The sequence below is a fragment of the Salmonella sp. SJTUF15591 genome (assembly GCF_043356435.1).
GTDB classification, from domain to species: domain Bacteria; phylum Pseudomonadota; class Gammaproteobacteria; order Enterobacterales; family Enterobacteriaceae; genus Salmonella; species Salmonella enterica.
Window position 1 is genome coordinate 271260 of the sequence record NZ_JBEUJO010000007.1, and the last position, 11946, is coordinate 283205.

Annotated in this window: 8 protein-coding genes; 6 read left to right on the forward strand and 2 right to left on the reverse strand. The window is 54.4% G+C overall.

The window, feature by feature from the left end:
- The first annotated feature begins 30 nt into the window (after positions 1-30).
- The 6 genes from aroB (at position 31) to trpS (ending at position 5954) form a co-directional block, all read left to right on the forward strand.
- A complete protein-coding gene (gene aroB, locus ABVM99_RS17575; protein ID WP_393927129.1) occupies positions 31-1119 on the forward strand; it encodes a 3-dehydroquinate synthase in 1089 nt (362 codons plus the stop codon).
- Positions 1120-1216: 97 nt separating this feature from the next.
- Positions 1217-2494, forward strand: coding sequence for a cell division protein DamX (gene damX, locus ABVM99_RS17580; protein ID WP_023195931.1), 1278 nt, complete (start codon positions 1217-1219; stop codon positions 2492-2494).
- A 180-nt stretch (positions 2495-2674) separates the two neighbouring features.
- Positions 2675-3511 (forward strand): adenine-specific DNA-methyltransferase, encoded by an 837-nt coding sequence (dam, locus tag ABVM99_RS17585; protein WP_023195932.1) that lies wholly within the window; start codon positions 2675-2677, stop codon positions 3509-3511.
- Positions 3512-3528: 17 nt separating this feature from the next.
- Positions 3529-4206, forward strand: a complete 678-nt coding sequence (gene rpe, locus ABVM99_RS17590) for a ribulose-phosphate 3-epimerase (protein ID WP_000816286.1) — start codon at positions 3529-3531, stop codon at positions 4204-4206.
- The gene (gene gph / locus ABVM99_RS17595; RefSeq protein ID WP_000359652.1) at positions 4199-4957 is read left to right on the forward strand and encodes a phosphoglycolate phosphatase; all 759 of its coding nucleotides are present in this window, start codon (positions 4199-4201) and stop codon (positions 4955-4957) included. Before rpe ends, gph begins: the two co-directional genes overlap by 8 nt.
- Positions 4950-5954, forward strand: coding sequence for a tryptophan--tRNA ligase (gene trpS, locus ABVM99_RS17600; RefSeq protein WP_000165562.1), 1005 nt, complete (start codon positions 4950-4952; stop codon positions 5952-5954). Before gph ends, trpS begins: the two co-directional genes overlap by 8 nt.
- Before the next feature lie 144 nt (positions 5955-6098).
- Here the strand turns inward: trpS and ABVM99_RS17605 are convergent, their stop codons facing one another.
- On the reverse strand, positions 6099-6269 hold the full coding sequence (locus ABVM99_RS17605; protein ID WP_000472323.1) for a YhfL family protein: 171 nt from the start codon (positions 6267-6269) through the stop codon (positions 6099-6101).
- 192 nt (positions 6270-6461) lie between these two features.
- Positions 6462-11946 (reverse strand): autotransporter adhesin BigA (locus tag ABVM99_RS17610; RefSeq protein WP_393927131.1); only part of this gene is annotated, 5485 nt, incomplete at its 5' end.

Here is an 11946-nt window from a genome sequence, read left to right on the forward strand (position 1 = left end):
GGCACAAGTAACTAAGGTGGATGTCGCGTCATGGAGAGGATTACAGTCACTCTCGGGGAACGTAGTTACCCGATCACCATCGCGGCTGGTTTGTTTAACGAACCAGCTTCATTCTTGCCGCTGAAATCAGGCGATCAGGTCATGTTAGTGACCAACGAAACCCTGGCGCCGCTTTATCTGGACAAGGTTCGCGGCGTACTCGAACGGGCGGGCGTTAACGTAGACAGCGTGATTCTTCCTGACGGCGAGCAGTATAAGAGCCTGACGGTGCTGGATACGGTGTTTACGGCGTTACTGAAAAAACCGCATGGTCGTGATACCACGCTGGTCGCGCTTGGCGGCGGCGTGATTGGCGATCTTACCGGTTTTGCGGCGGCCAGCTACCAGCGAGGCGTTCGTTTCATCCAGGTGCCAACTACCTTACTGTCGCAGGTTGATTCTTCCGTGGGCGGGAAGACCGCCGTCAACCATCCCCTTGGCAAAAACATGATTGGCGCGTTTTACCAACCCGCTTCTGTGGTTGTCGATCTTGATTGCCTGAAAACGCTTCCCGCACGCGAACTGGCATCGGGACTGGCAGAGGTGATCAAATACGGCATTATGCTCGACGCGGACTTCTTTACCTGGCTTGAGGGTAATCTGGATGCGCTGTTGCGTCTGGACGGCCCGGCGATGGCGTACTGTATTCGTCGTTGTTGCGAGCTGAAAGCCGAAGTTGTTGCCGCCGACGAGCGTGAAGCGGGCTTACGTGCTTTACTGAATCTTGGACATACCTTTGGCCACGCCATTGAAGCGGAAATGGGATATGGCAATTGGTTACATGGTGAAGCCGTTGCCGCAGGTATAGTGATGGCTGCGCGCGCATCCGAGCGTTTGGGGCAGTTCAGTTCTGCTGATACGCAGCGCATCATCGCTCTACTCGAACGGGCCGGGCTGCCAGTCAATGGCCCTTGCGAGATGTCCGCGCAGGACTATTTGCCGCACATGCTGCGAGATAAAAAAGTGTTAGCGGGGGAGCTGCGTTTAGTGCTTCCGCTGGCCATAGGGAAAAGTGAAGTGCGCGGCGGAGTGTCGCACGAAGTCGTTCTTAGCGCGATTGCTGACTGTCAGCAGGCGTAACAACAAGAAAGGTCAGACTGATATTGCGTAGATGTCAGTCTTTTAGCTTCAGGTTATGTGCAATGTCGTAAGCATTAACCTTTGAGTGGGGTGTTAAATGGATGAATTCAAACCAGAAGACGAGCTGAAACCCGATCCCAGCGATCGTCGTACTGGTCGTTCTCGTCAATCTTCAGAACGCGATAATGAGCCGCAGATCAACTTTGATGACGTTGATCTGGATGCCGACGATCGCCGTCCGACGCGTACGCGTAAAGCACGTAGTGAAGAACCTGAAGTTGAAGAAGAGTACGAATCCGATGAAGACGATACGGTGGACGAAGAGCGTATTGAACGCCGTCCACGTAAGCGTAAAAAAGCGGCCCATAAGCCAGCCTCTCGTCAATACATGATGATGGGCGTTGGCGTGCTGGTGCTGCTGCTGTTGATTATCGGTATCGGCTCCGCGCTGAAAGCCCCCTCAACGTCTTCCAGCGAGCCGTCGGCCTCTGGCGAAAAGAGTATCGATCTTTCCGGTAACGCCGCCGATCAGGCGAATGCGACCCAGCCTGCGCCGGGCGCCACCTCCGCAGAACAAACCGCGGGCAATACGTCGCAGGATATTTCGTTGCCGCCGATTTCTTCAACGCCGACGCAGGGACAATCGCCTGTGGTCGCTGACGGTCAGCAGCGCGTGGAAGTGCAGGGCGATCTGAATAATGCGCTGACGCAGAATCCAGAGCAGATGAACAATGTTGCGGTGAATTCTACGTTGCCGACAGAGCCTGCAACCGTCGCGCCAGTTCGCAATGGCAGCACGACGCGTCAGGCGGCGGTTAGCGAACCTGCCGAGCGTCATACCACGCGTCCGGAACGTAAACAGGCCGTCATTGAACCTAAGAAACCGCAGACCACGGCGAAAACCACGACTGCGGAGCCGAAGAAACCGGTCGCGCCAGTGAAACGCACGGAACCGGTAGCGCCAGCCGCGACGCCGAAAGCGACCACCACGACGGCTGCGCCGACAGCGACGGCAAGCGCTGCGCCGGTACAAACCGCGAAGCCAGCGCAAGCCTCGACGACGCCTGTCGCAGGCGGCGGGAAAAGCGCCGGCAACGTTGGCGCGTTAAAGAGCGCGCCATCCAGCCACTACACATTGCAGCTCAGTAGTTCTTCAAATTACGACAACCTGAACGGTTGGGCGAAGAAAGAGAACCTGAAAAATTATGTGGTATACGAGACGACGCGTAATGGACAACCGTGGTATGTGCTGGTAACGGGGATGTATGCTTCGAAAGAAGATGCTAAACGTGCGGTGTCCACCTTACCTGCCGATGTGCAGGCGAAAAACCCGTGGGCAAAACCGTTGCATCAGGTTCAGGCCGATCTGAAATAATCCAGGCTGTGTCCTGCAATTGCCTGTGAGTGTCGCTGACAGCTATTTTTGTTCAGGACAGGCGCGAGGGGCGCATTTGCTACCGTCAAATGCGCCGTAAAGCAACGCGGCACAGCCTAAAGCGCAGGATGCTGTCGGAGCTTTCTCCACAGCCGGAGAAGGTGTAATTAGTTAGTCAGCATGAAAAAAAAACGCGCTTTTTTGAAGTGGGCAGGGGGAAAATACCCTCTGCTTGATGATATCAAACGACATTTGCCAAAAGGCGAGTGCCTTGTCGAACCTTTTGTGGGTGCCGGATCGGTGTTTCTTAACACCGACTTTTCTCGTTATATCCTCGCCGATATCAACAGCGACCTTATTAGCCTCTATAACATCGTGAAGTTACGTACTGACGAGTATGTACAGGCTTCGCGCGAGCTGTTTATGCCTGAAACTAACCAGGCTGAGGTCTATTACCAACTCCGTGAGGAGTTCAACACCTGCCAGGACCCCTTTCGTCGGGCGGTACTGTTTTTATATCTGAACCGCTACGGTTATAACGGACTCTGTCGCTATAACTTACGCGGGGAATTTAATGTACCGTTTGGTCGTTATAAAAGACCTTACTTCCCGGAAGCGGAGTTGTACCACTTTGCAGAAAAAGCGCAGAATGCGTTCTTTTACTGTGAGTCATACGCAGACAGTATGGCGCGTGCGGACAAGTCGTCGGTGGTCTATTGCGATCCGCCTTATGCGCCGTTGTCCGCCACGGCTAACTTCACAGCGTATCACACCAATAGTTTTAGCCTGACGCAACAAGCGCATCTGGCGGAAATCGCAGAGAATCTGGTCAGTAACCGGATACCGGTGCTCATTTCCAACCATGATACGGCGCTCACACGCGAGTGGTATCAACTCGCAAAATTGCATGTCGTCAAAGTTAGACGCAGTATAAGCAGCAACGGCGGCACACGTAAAAAGGTGGACGAACTGCTGGCTCTGTACCAACCAGGAGTCGCAACGCCTGCAAGAAAATAATTCTCAAGGAGAAGCGGATGAAACAGTATTTGATTGCCCCCTCAATTCTGTCGGCTGATTTTGCTCGCCTGGGTGAAGACACCGCCAAAGCGCTGGCTGCCGGTGCTGATGTTGTACACTTTGACGTCATGGATAATCACTATGTGCCGAACCTGACTATCGGCCCGATGGTGCTGAAATCCCTGCGTCAATACGGTATTACCGCGCCTATTGATGTCCACCTGATGGTCAAGCCAGTCGACCGTATCGTGCCCGACTTTGCCGCCGCTGGCGCGAGCATCATTACCTTTCACCCGGAAGCCTCCGAACATGTTGACCGCACGCTACAGCTGATTAAAGAGCACGGCTGTAAAGCGGGGCTGGTATTCAACCCGGCAACGTCGCTCAGTTATCTCGATTACGTCATGGACAAACTGGATGTGATCCTGCTGATGTCCGTGAACCCAGGCTTCGGCGGCCAGTCTTTTATTCCGCAGACGCTGGATAAACTGCGCGAAGTGCGTCGCCGCATTGATGCGTCCGGTTACGACATTCGCCTGGAAGTGGACGGCGGCGTGAAGGTGAACAATATCGGCGAGATCGCCGCAGCAGGCGCGGACATGTTTGTTGCGGGGTCGGCAATTTTCGATAAACCCGACTACAAAAAAGTGATTGATGAAATGCGCAGTGAGCTGGCAAAGGTAAGTCATGGATAAGTTGCAGAATATTCGGGGCGTCGCCTTTGATCTTGACGGTACGCTGGTGGATAGCGCGCCGGGTCTTGCCGCGGCGGTAGATATGGCGCTGTATGCGCTGGAACTGCCGGTTGCGGGCGAGGAGCGCGTGATTACCTGGATTGGTAACGGCGCAGACGTATTGATGGAACGCGCGCTGACCTGGGCTCGCGAGGAGCGCGCCACGCTGCGTAAGACGATGGGGAAACCGCCCGTTGATGAAGATATTCCTGCCGAGGAACAGGTACGCATTCTGCGTAAACTGTTCGACAGGTATTATGGCGAAGTGGCGGAAGAAGGCACCTTTTTATTTCCGCATGTCGCCGACACGCTGGGCGCGCTGCACGCCAGCGGATTGTCATTAGGTCTGGTGACGAATAAGCCGACGCCGTTCGTCGCGCCGTTGCTGGAATCGCTTGATATCGCCAAATACTTTAGTGTGGTTATCGGCGGCGATGATGTGCAAAATAAGAAGCCGCATCCGGAGCCGCTGTTGCTGGTGGCAAGCCGGCTGGGCATGATGCCGGAGCAGATGCTTTTTGTCGGCGATTCGCGTAATGATATTCAGGCTGCAAAAGCGGCGGGCTGCCCTTCGGTTGGCCTGACATACGGCTACAATTATGGCGAAGCGATCGCCCTTAGCGAGCCGGACGTCATTTATGACAGTTTTAACGATCTTTTGCCCGCACTTGGGCTTCCGCATAGCGATAACCAGGAAATAAAAAATGACTAAGCCCATCGTTTTTAGTGGCGCACAGCCCTCAGGTGAATTGACCATTGGCAACTATATGGGGGCATTGCGTCAGTGGGTAAACATGCAGGATGACTATCATTGCATCTACTGCATCGTAGACCAACATGCTATTACCGTGCGTCAGGACGCGCAGCAGCTACGTAAAGCGACGCTGGATACGCTGGCGCTGTACCTGGCATGTGGTATTGATCCTGAAAAGAGCACTATTTTCGTTCAGTCCCATGTGCCGGAACATGCGCAGCTTGGCTGGGCGCTGAACTGCTATACCTATTTCGGCGAGCTGAGCCGTATGACGCAGTTTAAAGATAAATCTGCGCGCTATGCGGAAAACATTAACGCCGGCCTGTTTGATTACCCGGTGCTGATGGCGGCAGACATCCTGTTGTACCAAACCAATCTGGTGCCGGTAGGCGAAGATCAGAAGCAGCATCTGGAACTGAGCCGCGATATCGCCCAGCGTTTTAACGGGCTGTATGGCGATATTTTCAAAGTACCGGAACCGTTTATTCCAAAATCCGGCGCGCGTGTGATGTCGCTGCTGGAGCCGACGAAGAAAATGTCCAAATCGGACGATAACCGTAATAACGTGATCGGCCTGCTGGAAGATCCGAAATCGGTAGTGAAGAAAATCAAACGTGCGGTCACTGACTCCGACGAGCCGCCGGTAGTGCGTTATGATGTGAAAGAGAAAGCGGGTGTCTCTAACCTGCTGGATATTCTTTCCGCCGTGACCGGTCAGAGCATTCCTGAACTGGAAAAACAGTTTGAAGGTAAAATGTATGGCCATTTGAAAGGCGAAGTGGCGGAGGCGGTTTCCGGAATGTTGTCTGAGTTGCAGGAGCGCTATCACCGTTTCCGCAACGACGAAGCGTTCTTGCAGAAGGTGATGAAAGACGGGGCGGAAAAAGCCAGCGCACGTGCGGCCGAAACGCTGAAAGCCGTTTACGAAGCCATTGGCTTTGTGGCGAAACCGTAAGGGGTATTGCGTGCCCGATGGCGCGAGCTTATCGGGCCTACAAACGCGCGTAAGTTGGACAAGGCATCTGCGCCGTACCGTTTATCAGACCTGTAAAAAAACCGGGAAAATCCCGGTTTTTTTGTATCTGCGCAGTCGTTTCTATTATTGATCGGCAGCCGGGCCGCAACCGCCAATAATTTTAGAAATAGAAATTGCAGGGTGCAGCAAATAATCGTAGCTGCAGTTATTTTTTTTGTTTTCGATATGACCAGTACAAGCAGTGAGCGTCGCCAGAACCCCTGCCACAACGGCAATTTTTACAAATTTAAACATTTCAAAATCCTTGTTGATAAAACGAGCACTACTGATGGAATAAATATAAGATCTATTTAGCGTATAGTACGATAGCAATTAATGAATCATCCAGGTAGTCCAAATAAGGACTTTATCTTTACCAGGGGATATGATTTAAAAAGGCCGCTTAATAATAAGCGGCCTTTATTAGTGTTATATAATGTCGTTTATTTAACGAAATGTTTTCTTAACGTTAAGCATAAAGCCTTTATCGCTAATACCGTCTTCCTTCCACTGGTAGGCATCCAGATGTAGCGCGGTATCATTGCTGCTATATTTCACGCCGATGGTTGCCAGACCATTAACGCCGCCGCCTTTTTGACCGTCATCCACGCCGAACGATTGACCCGCCGCACCCTGTAATGACGCTGTACGCTGGCTCTTGCTGTAGCTCAGGTTCGGGCCGCCTTCCAGGGTAGCGGTGGCGCTCCAGCCGTCTTTCCCGGCGTAATCCAGCTTCAGGCCGACAATAGAGTCTACCGCCGTTTCGTTGCCAGAGTTCATGGACAGGTTAAAATCTCCGGCGCTGCGCTCTTTGTAGCCATCTTCCATGGTGTGACGGAATTTCACTCCGGCATACGGCGTGACTTTCAGCGTATCACTCATCATGGTGAAAGTTTTCGCCCCTTCACTGCGAAACTCAAGGTACTGCTGACGCATGTCGGAATCGGCAATTTTGTTGACATCGCCATAGGCGACAGAACGGCTACTGTCGAGGTTATGCACGTCATAGCGCAGGCTGTTGTTCCACGCCAGACCTTCATCAAACGCCATGCTGTGCTTCAGGCCAAAGAACTGGCTGTAGCCGCCGGTCAGGCCGTTATCGCCTGCGGTTTTCGAACCGTCGCCATCCAGACGCGCAATACCGTACTCCAGCGTCAGATTCTGGCTGGCGGTGAGATCCAACGTCTGGCGTAATGCCAGCATGTCGTACTGGGTGTCGTTGCCCAGCTCCGCACGTGGGTCGCCTTTCGCTACGACGTTGAACGCCAGGCCATCTTTGATCTGCGGCGCGGCGTCGGCCAGCATGGTAAAGCGGTTGCTGAGTACACGCGCTTCACGGAATACCGTGGTGGCTTGAGCACCGCTCACCTGCTTGAGTGCGCTGTTCAGCTCGGCGGTAGTACCCACGTTAAGGCTGGTGTACAGCTCGTTGTTGGTGTAACCGGCGTCCAGCGCCTGCGCCACGTCGCTTACCGAGCTGTCGGTCGCCACATCGGCATAGGCGTTTTTGGTCATGGTGACGTCAACGTTGCCGTCGGCATCCTGACTACCCTGGGCGTTCCAGACTACGGAAGTGGACTGAATCGCGCCTGCATCGGACAGGTTGCTGCCCTCAACCACGTTGTCAAAGCTGACGGTGGTGTCGGCGGTGCCTGCGGTGAACCCGGTGTTAATTTCCACACCGTTCATGCTGGCATTGCTGACCTTAAGCTTACCGGCGCTGCCGTCGGCGTTAGTGCCAACCACATAACCGTTCAGGTTGTTGGACGTGCCATCGGTGGTGGAGCCGGAAGTCATGTTACCGTCAGGTTCAACCGGCGTTCCCGGCAACGTATAGTCGGCATAATGCGCCTCGTCGCTGTTGCCGTTATTACCGTTTGTCCCTTCGACGTTAACGCTGTCACCCTGTTTAATGAGGCCGGAACCCGTCACGTTATCGTCAATGACGACCGTACCGTTATTGACCACATGACCTGCGCCCGCCACGCTGAACGCGTAAGAGTTATTGGCGTGAATATTAATCGTGCCGTTGTTCTCAATAACCGCGTCGGCGGTGGCATTTTTATCCAGCGCCATCGCCACCATACCCGTGTCGGTGGTGCCTTCTGTACCCAGTTCAATGGTGCCGTTGTTGACCAGTTGCGCATTTTTGCCGCCATACATACCGTAAGCGTTATTACCGCTGATATTCATGGTGCCGTCGTTGACCGCCACGTAATTGCTGTTGGCAGAAAAATCTACCGCGCGGCCATTATCCGCATCGTAGTTGATAACGCCGTTTGACTGATTCCAGAAGAACGCGTGTTGATCCGGCGCGCTGCTTGCGCCACCGGCCGCATAAGCCAGTGTCGCCGTGGTGGCATTGACCGTACCGTCATTGATGAATGTAGCGCCTGCGCCCCAATAGTTAATCGCCCCCTTATTGGAGGTTGCCGTAAGATCCATCGTCCCTGTGTTATACAGCGTTCCGTTATTCGGATTCAGGTGAATGGCGTTTTTGTTGTTATCAAGGATCAGCGTGCCGGTATTAAAGAATTGTGCGTAATCGTTAATTTCCAGCATTGAGGCGTTGGTCGCGTCTGTTGCGGAGCCAAGCTGGAAGGTACCATCGTTGATGATGGCGCTATTCGCACCGGTGACTTTGGCGCCGGAGGTCATGGTGCCATCCGTGCCGTTAGTTAATACGCCGCCGGTCGTCAGGCTACGGCTGTCAATGGTGCCATTATTAACGATATCGCCGCCATTTTGCGTCAGTTTACCGCTTATGGTGCCATCATTGACAAGGTTACCGGATACCTTGGTATCGCTATTGATAACACCGCTGTCGTTGTTGGTCAGCGTGCCGCTATCCAGGACTGTGATTGGCTTGCCGCTGACCTCTCCGGCATTATTGACGTTCCCTGTCACCACGGCGTTATTTTCAAGCGTGGTGCTTGTTCCGGCATCGGCAATAGTTGCGCCATCCATGTAAGGGATTGAAACGTCACCGTTTGTTGGATTGTACTCTTCACTGTTTTGGCAATCGTCGCCAAAGCAGACCTGGCCATAGTTAATAATCAGGCCACTGCCGTCGGTCAGGAAGGGCTGGCCGTAATCGGCATCAATATTGATGATGCCGCTGGTGTCATTGATGACGGTGCCGCCGCTGAGCGCCGCCATCCCGACCAACTCGTTTGCCTGGCCGGTAACGCCGTCATCGGCGGTCAGGGTGATTACGCCCTGGTTAATGGCGGTACCGCCGTTGAGCGCCATCATGCCGAACCCGGCGTTGTTAACGGTAATGGTGCCGGTGTTGATAGCGGTGGCGTCGCCATAACCGCCATCGGTGGAGCCCGCTACCATTGCGGAACTGGTGACATAAAGTTGCGGCGGCGCCCAGTAAGTTTTGTCGGTGATATGGTTTTCATCATCCAGCGTCGGGACTAAACCGTCCAGGTAAATATCCCCGGCATTGGACGCCGTGCCTTTACTGGCGGATACGCCATATACTCCTGCGCCCTGCAAATATATGTGGGCGCCGGCATCGTTACTCACCTCGCCGTAACCCTCCGCCAGCATGGCGTAAAGCGTGTTGTTGCGCCACGCAAGCGGGAATCCGAATGCGCCACCATCCACAACCGGAGTTAATGACGACACTACCGTGATGGTTCCTCCCGTTTCATTGTTGAACGTGGAGCCCTGGCCATTGGCGGCGGTGATTGCATTACGGTTATCCTCACCGGTTGTGGCATAGGCGGTAATATCGCCGCTGTTTCCTCCCTGTGCGCCGCTGTTCGCCAGCAACAAAGAGACCGCGCCATTATCCACGATCGTTCCCTGATTATTGATCGTGGAGCCCTGACCCGTGGCGGTTAAGGGCGCATTTTCCATGTAATAACCAGCAGGCAGAAGTGTGCTGTTGACATTAATCGTTGAGCTTTGGTCTAACGTTAAGTTGCCGCCGTTTTGCACATAGGCCAGCGTCACCGCGCCGCCGGTGACGCTGGTAATATCGAGCGTGGACTGACCGCTTAGCGTTACGCTACTGTCGCCGTTGATATTTATGCCGACAACGGGCGATTCGATGCCATCAGCATCCTGGGTGTAGTTGATATTAATACCGCCAGTTAAGTCCACGGAATTACCATCACCCGTTACACTAAGGCCAACGGCATTCAGATATTGCCCGTCTACATTACTCATATCGCTGACGTTAATGTTGAGCGTGCCGGTGAGATCCACCTGATTATTGTCGCCGCTGACGGACATCCCCTGCAGGGTATCAGTGCTGCCAGCCATCACGCTGTCGTTGTCATAATCGCCGTTGACTGTGACGTTACCGACAATATCCAGCGTGTTGTTATCCCCCGTAATGTCGATACCCGTAGCGCCACGATAGACGCTATCGCTGTCTTTGACGGCGGTTACATTGATATCGCCATCCAGCGTAACCTGTGACATATCTCCGCTCACCTGTGTACCGGTGCCGTTAAGGCTGACGTCGAGATCCCCTTTGTTTTTGAAGGTATTTTTTTCGCCTGCGACCACAAAACCCACCGAGTCCGCATCACGCACGGTGGCGTTGCCGGTATTTTTTGCTTCATTTCCGGTGCCGTAGGTGATGATGCCCATCGCGCCGTCGGTGACCAGCAGATCACCCGCCTGGGTCAGGTTGCCGTTGTCGCCATTGATAACTACGGCGGCAGAGTCCGCGCCATCCACCGTGATATCGCCGGTATTGGTGATATGGGCGTCGTCGCCGTCAATACGCGTACCGACGGCGCCGCCAGAGATAGTTTGATTACCTTCGTTGATAACGAGCGCGTTGTCGCCATCGATATACAGCGCCGTGGTGTCTGCGCCGCTGACGGTGGTGCTCCCGGCGTTATCGATAACCACGTCGTCGCCGGTAATGTGGGCGCCGGTGCCGCCGTCGGTGATGGTCATATCACCGTCGTTGTTGACGCGGGCGTTATTGCCGTCAATGACGGTGCCGGTGGAGCCTGCGCCGCTGATGTTAGAGGTACCGGTATTCTTAATCGTGGCGTTGTCGCCGTCGATGATGATGGCGGTGCCGCCGCCGCTCACGGCAATGTCACCGGCGAAATTGGTGGTGGTGCCGTTGCCGGAAATCAGCGCGCCGGTAGCGTTGTCCACCGTTGAGCGGCCAGAAATAGTGTTGGTGGTGCCGTCGCCGGAGATAACCATGCCGGTGGCGCCGTCGGTCACACTGGAGTCCCCGGTGAGCGTGTTGACGGTTCTATCGCCGGAAATAATCACGCCGGTGCGATCCTGGCCGCTGATATCCATGCCGCGATCGGAGTTATGCGCCTGGTCATCGCCGCTGATAACGGTGGTTTTATCGTCGGCAATAATCAGATAGCCACGGCTGTCGTACTTCCAGTAGAGACCGTTTTCCTGGGTGCCTTCAATCACGGCGGCATTAGCGTCGGTCACGTCCCAGCCAGTGACGTTCAGCGTTTTGCCGTCCGCGGTGGTGAGCTGCCACTGGTTGTCCTGTTCTGAATAATTCCACACGGCACCCTCGAGAACGCTGCCGTTATCCAGTTTGAAGTTATCGAAGGTCAGGGTGTCTTTGCCTTTATCGATGGTGACGCCGTTGCTGAAGGTAATAACAGAGTCGTCTGGGGGCGTGTCGTCGTCATCGCCGCTATCATCGGGCGGGGTTACATCGTCATCGCCGCTATCATCGGGCGGGGTCACATCGTCATCGCCGCTATCGTCGGGCGGGGTTACATCGTCATCGCCGCTATCGTCAGGCGGAGTTACATCGTCATCGCCGCTATCGTCGGGCGGGGTTACATCGTCATCGCCGCTATCGTCAGGCGGGGTTACATCGTCATCGCCGCTATCGTCAGGCGGGGTCACATCGTCATCGCCGCTATCGTCGGGCGGGGTTACATCGTCATCGCCGCTATCGTCAGGCGGGGTT

Bases quoted from the DNA above. Each gene is read 5' to 3' on its own strand.
- gph (WP_000359652.1), top strand. From the start codon at position 4,199: ATGGATAAGTTGCAGAATATTCGGGGCGTCGCCTTTGATCTTGACGGT.
- trpS (WP_000165562.1), top strand. From the start codon at position 4,950: ATGACTAAGCCCATCGTTTTTAGTGGCGCACAGCCCTCAGGTGAATTG.
- rpe (WP_000816286.1), top strand. From the start codon at position 3,529: ATGAAACAGTATTTGATTGCCCCCTCAATTCTGTCGGCTGATTTTGCT.
- aroB (WP_393927129.1), top strand. From the start codon at position 31: ATGGAGAGGATTACAGTCACTCTCGGGGAACGTAGTTACCCGATCACC.
- ABVM99_RS17605 (WP_000472323.1), bottom strand. From the start codon at position 6,269: ATGTTTAAATTTGTAAAAATTGCCGTTGTGGCAGGGGTTCTGGCGACG.
- dam (WP_023195932.1), top strand. From the start codon at position 2,675: ATGAAAAAAAAACGCGCTTTTTTGAAGTGGGCAGGGGGAAAATACCCT.
- damX (WP_023195931.1), top strand. From the start codon at position 1,217: ATGGATGAATTCAAACCAGAAGACGAGCTGAAACCCGATCCCAGCGAT.